The organism is Pseudomonas oryziphila, from assembly GCF_003940825.1.
GTDB classification, from domain to species: domain Bacteria; phylum Pseudomonadota; class Gammaproteobacteria; order Pseudomonadales; family Pseudomonadaceae; genus Aquipseudomonas; species Aquipseudomonas sichuanensis.
The window spans coordinates 3,723,481-3,739,592 of the sequence record NZ_CP034338.1 but is presented as its reverse complement, the minus strand read 5'-3'; the positions used below and the strand labels follow the sequence as shown (position 1 = coordinate 3,739,592).

The following is a 16,112-nucleotide window of genomic DNA, read 5'->3' as shown; positions in this document are numbered from 1 at the left end:
CTGTTGCGGGTGGTGCAGGGGCGGGCGCTGGTGGCGGCGTGCTGCAGCCCAGCAACGTGAGCATCAGTCCGAACGTGAAGAGCGTGGGGGTATGCATGACCAGGTCTCGACAAAAGATGCCGACACCTTGGCGGAAAGCCAGCGCGCGCCCCCACTGAAAAATCGAACTTCGCCGACCGAATTATGCTGGCGCAACCATGGAAAAGGCGCCCGGAGGCGCCTTGAGGTCAATCGTCGGTGAACATGGGTAACTCGGGAAGTGGCGTTGCGTCGGGGTCGAAGATCAGCAGGCGGGTGTCGGCCTCACCGGCCAGCAACAGCAGGCGCCGCAGCACCGGTGGTACATGATCTGCGTGCAGACGTGCAGTCACTTCCTCGGTACTGCAGTAGCTGCCGCCCGCAGCAATGTTTTTGAGCCAGGGCGTCGAGTACAGCTTGCAGCCCACCGCGTTGTTGCTGCTCAGCTCGAAGCACTCGAAGTAACCCGACGGTGAGCGACACCGGGCGCACACGTGCAGGAACTCGAACTCATCTGCTGGTAGGTGCGCACTGCTGATCTCCCAACTGCGGCTGTAGTGCCCGGTGGCGAATGACAGCCGCTCAATCAAGTGCTGTGCAGCTTCTTCGCTGGGGAGATCGCTGACGTGTTGCCGGCGGCCATGGTGCAGCCCTGTGACCTGATAGAGCACCTGGCTGACGGTGCCGTCGGCAGGGCACGGCATACGGACAAACTCGGGCACGCTTTCGCCGTCGGTGATCACCGCGAAGTCATCATCGAACAGGCACGGCTGGAAATTGATGCCGTCATCCGGCAGGTCATGCAGCGCAGGGTGAAGAGAGCGGTAGCAGGGTGGGCAATCGTCGGCGTAGCTGATCTGCACCACGCGTTCGTAGCTCAGGTCCAGGAAGCCGCGGAGGAAGGGATTGGGAAGAGTGGACATGATGGCGCTCCAAAATGCGAAGGTCACCACGTACAGGCGGTGACCCCTCAAGTGGTGGAAATCTTCAGATCCAGCCGTAATCGGCCAGAGATAGCGGCGTGCCTTCACCGACGATAATGTGGTCCAGCACACGCACTTCAACCAAGGCCAAGGCTTCAACCAGGCGATTGGTGAGCACCCGATCGGCGCCGCTCGGTTCCGAGCAACCGGAGGGGTGGTTGTGGCTGAAAATCACCGCAGCGGCGTTGTGCTCGAGTGCCTTGACGACGACCTGGCGCGGGTACACGGAGGCACCGTCGATGCTGCCAGTGAAGAGGATGTCGAAGCTCAGCACGCGGTGATGCGAGTCCAGGCAGAGCAGCGCAAACACCTCGTGGTGATAGGGTGCGAGCTGCAGTTTCAGATAGGACGCTGCATCGCTCGGTGAGATCAGTTGCTCGCCGCGCTGGAAATAACGTTGATCCAGCAACTCCAGCGCTTCGGTCAGCAGCGCATCCTCGCGGGCACGCTGGGCCAATGCAGGGTTGAGACGCTCGACCCGATTGTGGGCAGTGTTCATGGGCAATTCCTCGTGGGAGACGGAGCGACCCCTGGGGGAGTGCCCCAGGCTGGTGAGAGAGGTGAGTCACAGACGTGTAAAACGATGACGCGCACCGTGCAGCGGGCTGTGGCAGACCTCGCACGGGTGGGTGGAAAAGGCCTGAATGCCTGCGCCTGTGTGCGGATCGAAATCGGCGCTTAGGGGCAGCAAGGCCTGCAGTTCGGTACGCATATGGGTGATGCGTTGTTCAACCTCAGCCTCGCTGTAGTAGAGCGACAGCGCGCTGAAGTCGTCGTAGGCAACCGCCTGCAGGCAGTCCTCACAGAGCCAGAAGCTTTCCATGGCGACCTCCGACGTGAGTGAGCAACAGGCGCTCTTGGGAGCGCCTGTTGCTGATGGTCAAACTGCCTCAGGCAGACTGCCGAGCTGCGGTGGTTTTGCGCGCGGCGGTCGGGGTTGGCTGACCTTGATCGGAGTCACCGTCAGTGTCTGCCTTATCTCCATCCGTCTCCGCGTGCTCAGCTCCCTCAGCAGCGGCGGCAGCGGCGGTGCGAGCGGGCGCACGGTAGCTGAGCTGGCCATCGACCTTGATCCACTCGATGAAGATCAGGCGGCCTTTGAGGCTGGCGCCGGGTTGCCCCTTGCGCTCGCCTTTCTCGTACAGGAAGGGATCCACCCAGATGTCGCCGATGCGAAACGCGATCAGGACCTTGCGGTCTGCACGGACGTCTTCCAGGTGTTCACGGATCAGCCGGTCGGCTTCACCAGTGGCGACCTTGCAGTCGAAGCGGGTGTACTCGACGTCGTCCGAGGCACCGTGCAAGGCGGCGATGTCACACGCCATGAAGGCTTGGCCGCGGCGTACCGGGACTTCGCGAACACGGTTCAGGTAACCAATGCCTTGGGTGTGCAGGTTGAAGTAGGTGGTGGGGGCGTTATTGCTTGCAGTCGTCATGATAGAGCTCCTGTTTAGCAGAAACGCGGACAGCCACCGGCCCTGGCGGCGGGTGAGTGCCGCAAGGGGGACGTGCAAAAACGTGGTTCGGTGTAGAGAGCGCTCATCACCGAGGGGACGGTGACCGTGCGAGCTGCCGAGCGCGCATCGCACTTGGGGAGAACCACCCGAAATGGGCGTAGCCTCGAAGGTTCTGGCTACCTTAACGCTGTCAACGACAGCGGTGTGCAGCTCATCTATAAAACGCGGGTAAAGTCCCGTCAACCGTGGATTGCAGGCGATCTGGGCGGGTGGAAAGCGGTGGAGTTCAGTGGATTCGCGAAGGCGAAAAAATAGCCCGACGGTCATCAGGCTAGGAAGAATTGGACCACCCTTGATCCGGCAACCTACCAGCGAAGTTCGTCGCAAAACTTCCGCGGTTGATCCACCTGGATCACCCGACCCTTGTCGTGGTCTGGGTCGGAATCAACTGGCACGCATCCGCGCACAAAAGGTGCCCAGTGTTTCGCCGGCGGGCACCGGAGCTGAACATCGTCGCCGAAGCGGATGACCCCTGAGGCCTGGCACAAGCCGCACGGGTCATCCACCTGGACAACTTGGGAACGCGGTGAAGCCATCCGAAGATGCAGTGAAGTGTGGCTCCGAACTCTACGAGTCTGACCGAGCTGCCCGGAGCGAATCGGTCTTGGATCGCCTCGTGGCGAAGGGCACCTTCACTACACCAGCGCTATGATGCCTAGTCAAGTCACGGTTTTTCCCCCTGCTTGGGTTTCGCCACCGGCTTGGTGCCCTTGCATTCCGGGTAGCGGGTGCAGGACCAGAAGCTGCCGGTGCGACCCTTGCGCTGACGCATGGCACTGCGGCACACCGGACAGAAGGGCCCCTTGCTGGGAGGCGGGCGCAGGCTGAGCGAGGCGTGACTGCGCACCAGCCGGGTCAGCCACTCTGCCTGCTTGGCGAGGAAGGTCTCGACGCTCAGTTGCCCTGACTCGATGCGGTCCAGCGCCTGTTCCCAAAGCGCGGTCAGCACCGGGTCGGCGACCTCCGGTGGCACCGCTTCGATCAAGGTATGTGCCGCCGCCGAGGCGGCCAGACTACTTTTTTTCTTGATCAGGTAGCCGTGATCGATCAGGCCCTGGATGATGGCGGCGCGGGTGGCTTCGGTGCCGAGCCCGCAACTGTCCTTGAGCGTCTGCTTGAGCCGAGGGTCGTCTACCTGGTTGGCGATGGTTTTCATGGCCTTGACTAAGGTGCCTTCCGTGTAGGCCTTGGGCGGCTGGGTGCGCTGCGCGTTGACCGTCGCGTCAATCAATGTCAGCGCTCCCGCCTCACGCAGGGCGGGCAGGCGCTGGGCCTGCGCAACTGGTTCGTGACCATCACCTTCGTTGATCACCGCTTTCCAGCCAAGGTTCAAAATCTGCTTGCCGCGGGCGAGTAACTGATCAGCCTGGCTGTGCAACAGCGCCTGGGTTTTCAGGTACTCATGCTCGGGCAGAAACTGCGCCAGGTAGCGGGCGCGAATCAACGTGTACACCGCCCGTTCACGCTCGGAGAGCTGCGCCAGGTCCAGCGAAACAGCGGTGGGAATGATGCCGTGGTGCGCGGTGATTTTCCCGCTGTTCCAGGCCCGGGAGCGGCGGCAGGGGTCGACGTCTTTCAGCGTTTGTCCCAGTGAAGGCATGGCCGCCGCCAGGGCGTGAAGGACACGCGGTACCTCATTGAGCATGCTCTCGGGAAGATAGCCGCAGTCGGTCCGGGGGTAGGTGGTCGCCTTATGGGTCTCGTACAGCGCCTGGACGACCCCCAGGGTCTCCTGCGCACCGAGCCCGAGCTTGGCTGAACAGACCTCCTGCAGGGTGCCCAAATCAAAGGGCAACGGTGGGCCTTCACGAACGTGTTCGACCTCCACACTGTGGACCCTGACTGACCCCTGCTGGAGCAGACGTCGCGCTGCTGCCTGTGCGGCTACCTCGTCGATGCAGCGCCCAGCGTCGTCGCAGACAGTGGCGGGCGGCTGCCAGCGGGCCAGAAAGTTCGTGCCGTCGACTTCCAGCTGAGCGTCGACGGGCCAGAACGGTTGCGGCACGAAGCTCGCGATGGCTCGATCGCGCTCGACCATCAGACGCAGCGTCGGGGTCTGCACCCGGCCGACCGGTAGCAGGCCGTCGACACCGGCACGGCGACCGAGCACGGTGAACAACCGGCTCAGGTTGATGCCCACCAGCCAGTCCGCGCGGGAGCGGGCCAACGCGCAGTGATACAGCGGCAAGGTCTGCTCGCCCGGGCGCAAGCTACCCAGGCCCCGACGGATCGAGGCGTCATCCAGGGCCGAGAGCCACAGGCGCAGGACCGGCCCCTGGTACTGGCAGCGTTCGAGAATCTCCCGGGCGATCATCTCGCCCTCGCGGTCGGCGTCGGTGGCGATCACCACCTCGCTGCAGGTGCGTAGCAATTGGCTAATCACCTTCAGTTGGCTGGCGACCTTAGGTTTGACGACCAGTTGCCAACGCACTGGGATGATGGGCAGATCGTCCAGTGACCAGCGCTTGTAGTCCCCATAGGCCTCAGGGGGCGCCGTTTCCAACAGATGGCCAACGCACCAGGTGACGGTGACCCCCGCACCTTGCAGGCAGCCGTCGGCACGCCGACTGGCCTGCAGCACCCGGGCGATATCACGAGCTTGAGATGGTTTTTCGCAGATAAACAGGCGCATACGCAGGCCCTCTCGGTGGGTACCGACAGGGTGGCGGCGTGGGGAGGGAGCACCAGCGATAATCCGAAGCCGCCGTGCTCCTGTTGGTGTGCAGCGAGATCCGGCAGACGGTTACTTGCGCTGCGCCAGGTGGGTGGCCAGCGTTTGCAGAAACTCCAAGGCAAACTGCTTATCTGCTTCGCCCAGCGCCTTGATGATCGACGTGATCTGCACGTCCTGGTCCTGGGGGCGAGGGCTGATGGCCAGTAGCAGCTCATCGGCGGGGCAACCGTAAAGGTCGGCCAGTTGCAGCAGCTTACTCACGGAGAGCTCAACCTGGCCACGTTCGAGTCGCGACACAGCTTCACCGGAGATTTTCAGGTACTCGCCTACCTTCGCTTGGGTCAGACCACGGGCGAGACGATACTCCGCCAACTGGCGGCCAATGTGATGTGGGCTAGGCTCTTTGACTGGCAACGGGGACGCTCTCCAATTCGACCCATATGGTTGACCAACCACCCAAAGATATGAACGACCACAAAAATAGCTGTATGACCCGCCTGTCCACACGGAGGCTGTGATTTGCACGGATCAAACCAGAGTGAGGTGGATGCACTAGCGATCAAGGCCTATGAGCTGTTCATGGCCACCCACCTGGAACCGGACAGCCTCGAGGCGCGCGCCAGGTTGATCGACTGGGTCCAGGAAAGTCCGGCGCACTGGCGGGCGATCCTTGCCCTGGACCAGTACTTGGAGGAGGTGTCGCAGTTGTTGCAGGGGGCCCAACGGGGGAAAGCCTAGCGAGAGTAAAAGCCCAGCAGGCGTCGGGGTTGCCCGCCGGGCAGGTTGCACAGGTCCAGCGATATCGCGCTGCGGGCGGTGATTCCACTGAGTACCATGCGTTCAGCCGGCCTTGCGCGACGCCTTCTTGCCGGCCCCCTTGCGCCCGGAACCGGCGTTTTCCTGTGCCTTCTCGCGCATGGACACCGACGCCAGGCGGTGCGGCAGGATGCCAATACGCCGAGCCTCGACCTTGAAGGTCACCCGCGCATTGTCCTCGCTGTCTTCCCACTCGTCCTTGACCGTCCGGCCCTCGACCAGGATGCGCATGCCTTTCTGGAACAGGGTGCTCCAGTGTTCGGCGTCGCGGTGCCAGAGCTCGACTGGGGCCCAGTAGCCGCCACGATCTTCGTAGCCGCCTTCACGCGGCACCGGATTGTCGAAATACACGTTCAAGCGCAACAGGCGCCGTGGTTCCTCTGGGTTGTTGTTGAACTCCTGAAATTCCGGAACGCTGCCGATATTGCCTTCGCCAACAAAGAACGTACTCATGCGTGCTACTCCTCGGTGGGGGAACGGGAAAGAGCGAGTTCGGCGACCTCGAGCTTGCTGGCACCGGCGATGGCCTGGCGATACAGCGACTGCAGGCTGCTCATCTGCAGGTTCAGCACTACGCGGTTGGTCTCCAGCTGATACAGCGCCTGCCGCAGCTCGGTATGCAGCCGCGGATGAACTATCGCCTCCTGCCACACCGCCACGCCCATGCGCTGAAAGTCTGGGCTGCGCCAGCGCAAAAAATCGGTGCCGGTCGCGCTGTGCTGCACCACCAGTCGCAGGTCCAGCAGCGAGAAGGGGGGCTGCGCCATGATCGCCAGCATCACGCCCATCAATTCGGCGACCTGGGTGCGCAGGCGCAGGATCGTCCCGGCGAACTGCTGCAGCTCCCCCTTACCCTTAAAAGGCTTTAAAAGGCCTTTTAGGGAGGTACCTTGTGCAAACTCGCGATAGGCCTCTGCAGACAAACGTCGGGCAATTGCGTCAGCGAGGGTCATACGTCACCTCCGTCGACTGGCGCATCCGGTGTGGGCGGGGGCTCGGCCTCTGGCGCTTCGAGGGCTTCGGTCACCGCTGCAGCGGCGCTGCGGGCGATCGGTGGGGCGAATTGGGAACGACGGGACCCTTCCAGAATGTCCTGCGGCGGCAGGCCGAATTTGTCGATGGCCTCGCGCGCGCGGGCGTTGTTGGCAGCCATGTCATCCCGGCTGACGCCGGCCACGCGGTACTGCTGTGCCAGGCCCAACAGGCTGCGCAGGACATGCGCACCACCATCGATCCAGGATTCCATGTCCATGCGCCCGATCAGCGCGGTGTGGTGGGCGAGCAGTACCCGACGGACCAGGACGTCGTAGTCGGTCAGCAAATAGATCGCGAGAAAGCCCAGCTGGCTGCCGATGAACAGCGGCAGGGTGACGGGGTGGATGTTGAGGTTGTCGCCGACATCGACCTGAGGCGGCAGGGCGCGCTCGACGTGGCTGACCTGCTGGGTCAGTGTGCGTAGCTGGGCCTTGGCCTGTAGCAGCTTTTCTTCCAACTGCAGCATGAACCAGTCGGCGTACGGATCGTCCTGGCTACTCGCCTGTTTGAGCAGGTTAGTCACCGCGATGTAGCCGGGCATGCCCAGAATCGGGTGCACCCCGTCGCCGCGGCTACGGCCCTGCCACAGTCGCGCCGCGTGATGAGTGTGCAGGGTGAGGGTGATGCTGCTGCGCAAGGAGCCCAGGTTGAGCTGGTAGTGATCGGCCATCGCCAGTACCTCGCCGTCGAAGTGAGGCTGACGATGGGCTGAACGGTGAAGGCCGAGGGGGATTAACGTGAAGCTGGGCTGCTCGCATTACCGGTAGTGGACCTGTATGGATATGATGGCAGTGGCATCAAATCCACAGACGTCCAGCGCCTATGACGCAGAACCGAGGCCGCGACAGCGTTGCTTCAGTTCCTCCAGGCAGGAGAGGGCGAGTGGCGAGGCGGTGCGCGGATCGCTGCGGCGTGGCCGTTCGCTGGCCGGCGTCGACACTGACTCCGGCCTTGACGCGCGTGAGGGCGCAGCCGCAGGCGTTGTCGCGTCGGCGCGGGCTGCCCAGAGGGTGAATTCGCCCTGGCAGGCGCGCTTGATCAAACCCATCAAGTAGGCGACCGGTTTTCGGATCTCGCCGCGAGCGCAGCGCACCGCCGCTTCGTTGATCACCGCTTGTTGCTGTTCAGGCTCGAGCTGACGCATCGCCTGGGTGGCCATGCGCCGCTCGGTCGGGTTGAGCGGTAGATCCTCCGGCCATCGCGCTCGACCGAACTCCACCTGCGCCAGTACCGTACTTTTTTTGCTTTTGTCTTTCTGTACTGTACGGCCGGCGTCAGCATTCCGAACCCCAGCGGAAATCGGGGTATGGCTGCTGCGTTCGGATTCGATGGCTGCGTTGCCTGCATTCCGAACGGGGAGGTTTTGACTGCGTTCGGAATCCTCCGCGTCAATCAAAGGTAGCGCCTGTTGCTGCGCCGCGACGGAAGTCGAATGGACCTTGTCCTTGTCCGCCTGGGCGACCTGTGGGTCGGCCAGGATTTCTCCGATCACATGCTGCGCCACATCACGCACGCCCTTGGCGGCATGGGTGAGGTTCTGCTGCAGCAGTTGCGCATAGCCGGTGTCCAGCTCGAGCTGCTCGGCCGGGGTCAGCGGATCACCGTGCAGCACGTAGACGCAACCGCGCAGGCAACCTTGGGTATCGCGAGAGCGGTCGACTAGGCTGAGCCAGCGGGTGGTCCGCAAGACGTTCAGTGCACGGGCGATGGTTTCGCGCGATGCCTGGGTGCCACAGGGGCTGGTTGCGAGGTAGGGCTGCAGGTCTTGGTAGCGAGGTGTTTTAACCTGGCGCTCGGTGATCAACCAGCGCAATACCTGCCAGGTGTTGCGCTCCAAGGGCGTCAGCCGACGGTCGAGCAGCAAGGCCTGCGGCAACGGATTATTGTCGCCGTAGTAGATCGTGCGCAGCGGCGCCTCCTCGGTGGCAGCGGCCAATTTGGCTTGCGCGGCCTGCCACTCGTTACGCCGCCGGAGTGCTTCATAGCACTGGCGCACCACGTCCTGCCAATCGACCTCGTAGAAGCTCAGCATGGGGCACCTCCGTACAGTTCGACCTGTTGCCAGACCAGGGTCAGGCTAATCTGCTGCTCCTCGGCGAGCATCATCATCGTGTCCAGCGGATCGTTGTCCGGATCTTCCGCCCGGAGCTGGCTCCAGCGGTTCCACACCGCATGTTCCTGCGCCTCACTGAGCTGAACCGGGCGGCCGCGGTGGGTCCCGATCTTCAGCACGCGGCGCCGCAGTGCGGTTTCCGAATGGTCCAGGCCGAAGCAGCGGTACATGATGTTGGAGCTCGCACCCAGCTTGAGCGCGCGGTTTATCAAGCGCTCGTTCTGTTCATCGCGTTCAGCCTGGACAATCAAGCGGCGCAGCACGGTGGTGTCGACTTTGACCTCGACCCAGGCGATCGACGAATGCGCCAGGTGCGACAGGGTGGTCGGCGGCAGCGACTGCAACACTTCGATGTCCTCGTCGGCCAGGCCCAGGGCTTTGCAGCGTTGCAGGCGGCCATGGCGCAGCTCATGCAGCACCTGATTCAACATGGCATGGTTCAACAGATTGAAGGTCGTGCTCATGAGGCAGCTCCTCACGTTAACGAGTGGACGACAGCGTCAGCTCGATCAACTGCCGAGCGTGGCGGATCAGCGTGAACAGCTGCTCCAGCTGTGCATCGGGGAGTCGTTCGAGGCCCACGGTCAGGGCAGGGCGCTCGGCAAAGGGCAGGTCGTAGACGCCGATCAGCAGTTGACCAAACAACGCGGCTGGCAACTGCTGGCGTTGGCTCCAGCTCACATCATCCTGGAGGCGTAGCAAGGCCGAGAGGATCAGCTGAATGCCGGTGTGTCGCGGGCTAAGCCGATCGCTGTGTTCAGGTGACAACGTGAATCCGAGTCCATCAGGGTGCGGGCTGACCAAGGCCGCGGCATCAGCATAATCGGCCAGATTGGCCGCCAATTCGGCACAGCGTGCACGCAAGATGGGGATGTCATCCGGCGAAGCGGGGGACGATGGAGGTGAGCCCACCTGCGGCTGAACCACTTTCCCACCATCGGGTTGCTTCGCAGAGGGCGGCTCATCGCTCAACGCTTGGCGAATGTGGGGCAGGCGTGGTTCCACCACCAGCGAGGGATCACTGTCAGAATCTGCCGGATCTGGGCTGGGCAACTCAGTGGCTGTTCCAAACGCGACCTCAAGGGGAGGTGGCGACTCCACAGGCTTGCTTGCTAGATCCTGCGGCACCGGTTGAGGAGCGGGCGACATGATAGGCGAAAGGTGTTGCTCCTGGTGCATTTCCAAGGCCAGCAGACGGGGTGTCTGCTGTAGGGCCACCGCCATCTGGGCAATCAGTTCGTCCTGCAGCTCGCTCGCATCCAGCTCGGGTGTTTCACCGTCGAACGCTGAAAGCACTTCCAGCCACAGCAGCGTGAACTGTTGGTCGTCACCGAAGTACCGGTTCCAGCTCGATTCGGCGCGACGCCTTACCGTCATCAGACGATCGATAGCGGGTTTGCCGAGACCCGCATACAGTACCTGTGGAATGGCGGGTAGCAAGTGCTCCAGCGCGTCGAACATGCGACTGATATGGGATTGGGAAATGGGATAACCATCCTGGCTCAAGCGTGAGGAGAGCTCGCGCTGGCTAAGGGGGCTGTCCGATTCCTGAAACATGTCCTGAAGTTTCGCCACGGCCAATGCCCGCTCGATGAATGTGAGCTGGCCATGTAAATCACTTTCGGTCAGATGCCCGAGCAGGGCATGGGTTTCGGATTGCCAAGGCCGGAACAGGCAATGGATGCGAAAGAACCGCTCCTCGCGGGTTTCTTGCCAGAGTTCACCGAGGATGCTCAGCCGCGTGTTGCCACCGTTACGGATGATGAAGTGTGACTCCTCCGGGCGGCGGGTAATAGCAGGGGGCTGGTCTAGGCCGCGTTCCCGGATCGAAGCTTTGATCTCGTTATACAGCGGGTTGCGGACAATGCGTGGGTTGAGCTCGTAGGGGCGCAATTGCTCGAGACTGACCACCATCGGTGTGTCACCGATCGGCACTACCGTTGCCTCACGGTCGTGTTTTTGCGGGAAGTGCGCCTGCTGCAGTTGACGCGTGATGTCTTCGGAGGTCGGCGGTTTCATCACACATCCTCCGATCAGCCGCGACGGATCAGCCGGCATTCGGTTGCTGATGGTTGACCGGGCATTTGCGCGCCCGCTTCGACCAGCTGCTCGGTCCACTGTGGGAACAACTCACGGGCCAGGGCGCGCATCACCTCAGCGGCGCAAGGGCCGCGGCTACCGGATGGCGGGACGGGCTCGACTCGGTGAACGGGCAGTCCCAGCGAGGCGGCGTTGGGATAGGCCACGCGGTCGGGAATGACCGTGGTGCACACGCTGACATGGGGATCGCCCTCAAAGGATGCTTGCAGGCTCTGCATGATCAAGCGGGTATCGCGACGGTTGGCGTTGGCCTGGTTGAGCAACAGCTTCACCGATGGTAACGCCACCCCCAGGTAGCGGTAGGGCTCCAATTCGTCAAGCAGCCCCAGGGTGCCACGGCGCAGCTCGCGCGCGGCGAGCATCTCCGGTGGGACCGGACACAGGGCGCAATCGGAGGCGAGGATGACCATCTCGACCACGACGCTGCGTGCACCTTGAGTATCAACAATGAGCACATCGTATTGATCCTGTAAGGCCGGCAGCAGGTTGCGTAAACGCAAGCGGCCATCGGCGGCATTCAAGAGCAGGGTGCTGATGTGCCCGGCGCGGTCGTTGGACACAATCAGGTCCAGATGTTGAATGACAGTGGTGGAGATGACCTGCTCAGGCGCGGTGAGACCCTGGGCGATGAGCTCGTAGCTGCCGGCCTCACGAGGTGCGCACAAGGCGTAGTAGCTGGACAGCGTCGGTTGGCTGTCCAGGTCCAGCAGCAATACGCGAAAGCCTGCATCGGCGAGTACTCCGCCCAGGTTGGCGGCGACAGTGGTCTTGCCCGCGCCGCCCTTGGTCGAAATCAGTGAGAGGACGTGCATGGCGCTACTCCCTGACTGACAGTCGATCCTGAACCCACTGCTCGATTTCCAGCGAATCCCAACCGACGGCGCGGGTGCCAATGCGCCGGCATTGCGGGAACTGGCCGGCCTTCATCAGGTTGTAGATGTGCGAACGTTTGAAGCCGGTCTTCTGCTCCACTTCATCGCGGCGCATGATGTGGCGGTCTGCAGTCCGAGGGGCAGAGCTGGTCGGTTGCATGGTGTCACTCCGTAGCACCATGTGGTGCGCAGTGGGATGTGACAGTCAGTGAAGGTCTGCTCGGGCGGAAAGTCATTGCCAGGCAATGTGCGCTATTGCCTGGCAATTTGGTTCTAGGCCCGTATGGCCTGAGCCAAATGACGGCGCGCTTCTGCAAATTTCCGATCAAGGGTCCGTTTGCTTAGGCCTTGAACATTAGAAAAACGGTTGGTTACCGTTTCAACTAGAATCGTTTGAGTGCTATAAATAGATTGAACCTTTCCATCATCTGACTTGCCGATGCTAACATCTAGCAGAGCGCCAATAATGACATAAAGTATCGAGTTGGACTGCTCTAGGTATGATCCAGGTGTTCCCGTTTGAGGTTGGGGGGACTCGGGGTTTTCTCTTTGTTGCGCAGAATTAGCATGCAGATTTTCTAGATTTTTCCGGGTTTTTTGTAATTCGCGGTCTGAAGCTTCTAATTCTGCTTTTAAAGCTAAATGTGCACCGATGCTGATGCAGTGGGAGTGGTCGGTCTCGTTGCCAAATAAGAAAATCGGTTTGTCGTCTGGGTAATAACACTCTACCCATATTCTCAGGTCCGAGTGGCGAATGGAAAGATAGGCTTTTTCGAATTCCGTATCTGAAGTTATTGGGCGGTTCAAATATGTGGCAGGTAGCTGGTGGCAAGCGATGGCGTCATATATTCGTTCAGAGTAGGTTTGAAGAGATGGCCAGTGAGGAAATAATTTAAGAAGGTCATCAGGGCGCGTAAGGGTCTGTTTTAGGATTTCTTTTTCGTGGTCAGCGAGTCCAGACCAAAGTATTGCCACCTCAATTGGTCGATAGAAATTTTTGTGCGAGACCATGATGCAGCCTCCATATTGATCATCCAAGGGTGGGTTTCCAGTGAATTACTATCTGTCAGTCTTGATGGAGGGGAATGTGATGATAGATTGAAAGTTTTTAGGTTAGATTGTTCTTCGGATTGCGGAAATAGAAAGCCATGATCGCTGCGATAGTGGCGATCAATGCGTTTCTTGCTCGACGTCTTTGTGGGACATGGGGTGAGTAGCCAGTGGAGTTCTTCCATCGCCCCTGTTTTTTCACTTGGTGTGGAATCTCAAAATGCTCCTAGTGCTTTCGTTGCCATCTTATCAATGGGGTAGAGCACATGCCCAGAACAGGACACCCTCCAAAGCATTTGATCATCATGCAAGAAAACGTCGGAAGTGACTTCCCCACTTGGTCATCCGAAAGGTGCCTAGTAATGAACAAATGCGTATACGGATCGTTCTTGCATGGGCCGATGGATAGTGTGGAGCAAGCATTTTAGAGCTCCTGTGCACGACCGTTCAGATGGTTTCGAAAAGGTGCCTCCGATTTAAGGTGTACTCGTCTGACGACCTGATAGATGCCCCGCCCTCGGGCCGCCCACCCATGGTTTCGGATGAACCAGTGCAAAACAGGGTCAATCAAGCGCTTCAACGCCTGCCTGAGAATTTCACGCAGTGGAGCTTGCGCAGTTTGAGCTTTCCAGCAGATGTATCACCCGCTACCGTGCAAAGGATCTGGAGTGCTTTCGGTCTTAACATCTGCAATCGACTTTCAAACTGTTGAACGATAATTTTCGTCGACCAGATTCTCTTCTTATGATGCCAACGCTAAATAAATTCCTTATGTGGCGCCGGCGGATATCCATACGTTCCCATTATTAATAAATGTTGGCCCGCGGTTGATCTTCGCGAAAGGGAATCTTTCTAGTTAATCGTAGGTAGACCAATAATTAGTAACTTATCGTTCTGTCCAGCTTTCCGGTCGCGGCAAGGAAAAATATGCCTGTTCATACTGAGTCTAACAGGTGGCTTTATCTGCATGGATTGCAACGTCTGAAGAATTTTTGATCCTTGCAGGAATTATATAAGCCGGGTCTTCTGGGTGCTGTCAAGGTATGTGCTGGCAACGTTTCTTGCTGCAGAGCTTCTGCGTCAACTGAGAGGTTTGGAAGTATCTTATTGGTTGTCGTTAACGCAAGGATGGAAAACTAATACGGCCTCTGATCAATAGGCGCTAGATAATTAGCGGCGATAAGTGCGTCAAGTGGCCAGCTAAGTCAAGTCAGCTGACTTCAGGGCAGGTAATAAACTGTATGGGCTTGGCAGGCATGTTTGGTGGTTTCTTGGCAGCAGTGAGTGAGGGTTCTGATCATTTTGGCTGAAATCGTCAATGTTTTGTCCCTTGTTAGCTTAGGCGTTCAGTTACAGTGTTTTCGTAAGTTTATGCTTTGCTTGTCGCGTTGGTTTCTTGTTTGTGGGAAATAACTAGAGTGAAGTGTTGTCCTTGTTTTCTTGACTTTGACGAGTTCGGAGCTGACTAAAAATTGGTGTCCTAGCGGAAATTGATGGCGCTCATGGTACTGAAGTTATGAATTTTCTTGGCGTCCTGGTATGTAAATGCCAGAGCTCCGCGAGGGGGCTAGTTGAAGAGGGCAGGAGTTCCAAGTGGATGGCTTATTGTTTGTTGCTGGGGTAAGAGTCCATGAGTAATCATTTTCAATCGATACAATTACAGGGTTTATGAACCATGGGCCATTCACTCAAACTCTTGCGCTATCCACTCGCGGCCCTGGCTGTGTTGGTGATGAGCGCTTGCGGTAAAGCCCCAGAAACCGCCGCCAGCATGCCGGCTGCCAAAGTCAGTGTGGCCAAGGTGCTGGAGCAACCGGTCAATGAATGGGACGAATTCACCGGGCGCCTGGAAGCTCCGGAAACCGTTGAAATCCGCCCACGGGTTTCCGGCCAGATCGATCAAGTGGCCTTCACCGAAGGCGCCCTGGTGAAAAAGGGCGATTTGTTGTTCCAGATCGACCCGCGTCCATTCCAGGCTGAAGTGCGCCGCCTTGAAGCCCTGGTCACCCAAGGCCGAGCCAACGCCACTCGCAGTGAAAACGAAGCCCAGCGCGGTGAGCGCCTGCGCACCAGCAACGCGATCTCCGCCGAACTGGCTGATTCGCGCACCAGTGCGTCCCAGGAAGCCCGCGCCGCCGTTGGCGCAGTCCAGGCGCAACTGGACCTGGCCAAACTCAACCTAAGCTTCACCCGCGTCACCTCGCCTATCAGTGGCCGCGTCAGCCGTGCGGAAATCACCGCCGGCAACCTGGTCACGGCCGATACCACGGCCCTGACCAGCGTGGTCTCCACCGACAAGGTCTACGCCTACTTCGATGCCGACGAACGTGTGTTCCTCAAGTACACCCAACTCGCGCGCCAAGGCCAACGCGGTGCCACCACCCCAGTGTACCTGGGTCTATCCAATGAAGACGGCAACCCGCACCTGGGCCAGATGAACTTTGTCGACAATCAGGTCAACCCGAAAACCGGCACCATCCGTGGCCGTGCGGTGTTCGACAACAGCGACGGCGCCTACACCCCAGGCCTCTATGCCCGCCTGAAGCTGGTGGGCAGCGGCACCTACTCCGCCGTGCTGATCAACGACGAAGCTGTGGGCACCGACCTAGGCAAGAAGTTCGTACTGGTAATGGATGCCGACAACAACTCCGTGTACCGCTCCGTCGAGTTGGGGCCGAAGATCGAAGGTTTGCGCATCGTGCGCAGCGGCCTCAACAAGGATGACACCATCATCGTCAAGGGCTTGCAGCGGGTGCGTCCAGGTTCGCCGGTCACCCCTGAAGTCGTCCCCATGGCCAGCAAGGAAACCCTCGCCGCTCTGGCACGACAACGACAAGCACTGGAAGCCAGCAACCTGCCTCAGGTCAAACCCGGCAAAAGCGCGCCTGGTACAGCAGCGATACTGACCAGCACTGCGACTCCAAGCGGCTAAGA

General features: G+C 60.1%; 17 protein-coding genes. 2 read left to right on the top strand and 15 right to left on the bottom strand.

The window, feature by feature from the left end:
* Positions 1 to 227 precede the first annotated feature (227 nt).
* The 6 genes from EJA05_RS17615 to EJA05_RS17590 all read right to left on the bottom strand — a co-directional run bounded on the left by EJA05_RS17615 (position 228) and on the right by EJA05_RS17590 (position 5,606).
* On the bottom strand, positions 228 to 941 hold the full coding sequence (locus EJA05_RS17615) for a DUF5983 family protein (protein ID WP_223811853.1): 714 nt from the start codon (positions 939 to 941) through the stop codon (positions 228 to 230).
* 64 nt (positions 942 to 1,005) lie between these two features.
* Positions 1,006 to 1,500 carry a JAB domain-containing protein gene (locus EJA05_RS17610; protein ID WP_125859221.1) on the bottom strand — a complete coding sequence of 165 codons (495 nt, stop codon included), beginning with the start codon at positions 1,498 to 1,500 and terminating at the stop codon, positions 1,006 to 1,008.
* A 66-nt stretch (positions 1,501 to 1,566) separates the two neighbouring features.
* A complete protein-coding gene (locus EJA05_RS17605) occupies positions 1,567 to 1,824 on the bottom strand; it encodes a hypothetical protein (protein WP_125859220.1) in 258 nt (85 codons plus the stop codon).
* Between the two features lie 67 nt (positions 1,825 to 1,891).
* Positions 1,892 to 2,437, bottom strand: a complete 546-nt coding sequence (locus EJA05_RS17600; RefSeq protein WP_125859219.1) for an STY4534 family ICE replication protein — start codon at positions 2,435 to 2,437, stop codon at positions 1,892 to 1,894.
* Between the two features lie 745 nt (positions 2,438 to 3,182).
* On the bottom strand, positions 3,183 to 5,150 hold the full coding sequence (locus tag EJA05_RS17595; RefSeq protein WP_125859218.1) for a DNA topoisomerase III: 1,968 nt from the start codon (positions 5,148 to 5,150) through the stop codon (positions 3,183 to 3,185).
* Between the two features lie 111 nt (positions 5,151 to 5,261).
* Positions 5,262 to 5,606: a helix-turn-helix domain-containing protein gene (locus tag EJA05_RS17590; protein WP_125859217.1), complete on the bottom strand. Its 345-nt coding sequence runs from the start codon at positions 5,604 to 5,606 to the stop codon at positions 5,262 to 5,264.
* A gap of 129 nt (positions 5,607 to 5,735) precedes the next feature.
* On the opposite strand from EJA05_RS17590, the gene EJA05_RS17585 reads away from it, so the two are divergent.
* Positions 5,736 to 5,930 (top strand): hypothetical protein, encoded by a 195-nt coding sequence (locus tag EJA05_RS17585; protein WP_223811852.1) that lies wholly within the window; start codon positions 5,736 to 5,738, stop codon positions 5,928 to 5,930.
* Positions 5,931 to 6,032: 102 nt separating this feature from the next.
* On the opposite strand, the gene EJA05_RS17580 is transcribed toward EJA05_RS17585, so the two are convergent.
* The 9 genes from EJA05_RS17580 to EJA05_RS17540 all read right to left on the bottom strand — a co-directional run bounded on the left by EJA05_RS17580 (position 6,033) and on the right by EJA05_RS17540 (position 13,139).
* The gene (locus EJA05_RS17580; protein ID WP_125859215.1) at positions 6,033 to 6,461 is read right to left on the bottom strand and encodes a single-stranded DNA-binding protein; all 429 of its coding nucleotides are present in this window, start codon (positions 6,459 to 6,461) and stop codon (positions 6,033 to 6,035) included.
* A gap of 5 nt (positions 6,462 to 6,466) precedes the next feature.
* Entirely contained in the window at positions 6,467 to 6,961 is a 495-nt protein-coding gene (locus EJA05_RS17575) for a DUF3158 family protein (RefSeq protein ID WP_125859214.1), read from the bottom strand.
* Positions 6,958 to 7,713, bottom strand: coding sequence for a PFL_4669 family integrating conjugative element protein (locus tag EJA05_RS17570; RefSeq protein WP_125859213.1), 756 nt, complete (start codon positions 7,711 to 7,713; stop codon positions 6,958 to 6,960). The genes EJA05_RS17575 and EJA05_RS17570 overlap by 4 nt, the downstream gene beginning before the upstream one ends.
* A 150-nt stretch (positions 7,714 to 7,863) precedes the next feature.
* Positions 7,864 to 9,075: an STY4528 family pathogenicity island replication protein gene (locus tag EJA05_RS17565; protein WP_125859212.1), complete on the bottom strand. Its 1,212-nt coding sequence runs from the start codon at positions 9,073 to 9,075 to the stop codon at positions 7,864 to 7,866.
* Positions 9,069 to 9,620, bottom strand: a complete 552-nt coding sequence (locus EJA05_RS17560; RefSeq protein WP_125859211.1) for a DUF2857 domain-containing protein — start codon at positions 9,618 to 9,620, stop codon at positions 9,069 to 9,071. Before EJA05_RS17560 ends, EJA05_RS17565 begins: the two co-directional genes overlap by 7 nt.
* 16 nt (positions 9,621 to 9,636) lie before the next feature.
* A complete protein-coding gene (locus EJA05_RS17555) occupies positions 9,637 to 11,175 on the bottom strand; it encodes a ParB family protein (RefSeq protein ID WP_125859210.1) in 1,539 nt (512 codons plus the stop codon).
* 14 nt (positions 11,176 to 11,189) lie between these two features.
* The gene (locus EJA05_RS17550; RefSeq protein ID WP_125859209.1) at positions 11,190 to 12,068 is read right to left on the bottom strand and encodes a ParA family protein; all 879 of its coding nucleotides are present in this window, start codon (positions 12,066 to 12,068) and stop codon (positions 11,190 to 11,192) included.
* Between the two features lie 4 nt (positions 12,069 to 12,072).
* A complete protein-coding gene (locus tag EJA05_RS17545) occupies positions 12,073 to 12,288 on the bottom strand; it encodes an AlpA family transcriptional regulator (protein ID WP_125859208.1) in 216 nt (71 codons plus the stop codon).
* Between the two features lie 113 nt (positions 12,289 to 12,401).
* Positions 12,402 to 13,139 carry a hypothetical protein gene (locus tag EJA05_RS17540; protein ID WP_125859207.1) on the bottom strand — a complete coding sequence of 246 codons (738 nt, stop codon included), beginning with the start codon at positions 13,137 to 13,139 and terminating at the stop codon, positions 12,402 to 12,404.
* A 1,714-nt stretch (positions 13,140 to 14,853) separates the two neighbouring features.
* On the opposite strand from EJA05_RS17540, the gene mexE reads away from it, so the two are divergent.
* Positions 14,854 to 16,110, top strand: coding sequence for a multidrug efflux RND transporter periplasmic adaptor subunit MexE (gene mexE, locus EJA05_RS17535; RefSeq protein ID WP_125859206.1), 1,257 nt, complete (start codon positions 14,854 to 14,856; stop codon positions 16,108 to 16,110).
* The last annotated feature ends 2 nt before the right edge of the window (positions 16,111 to 16,112 follow it).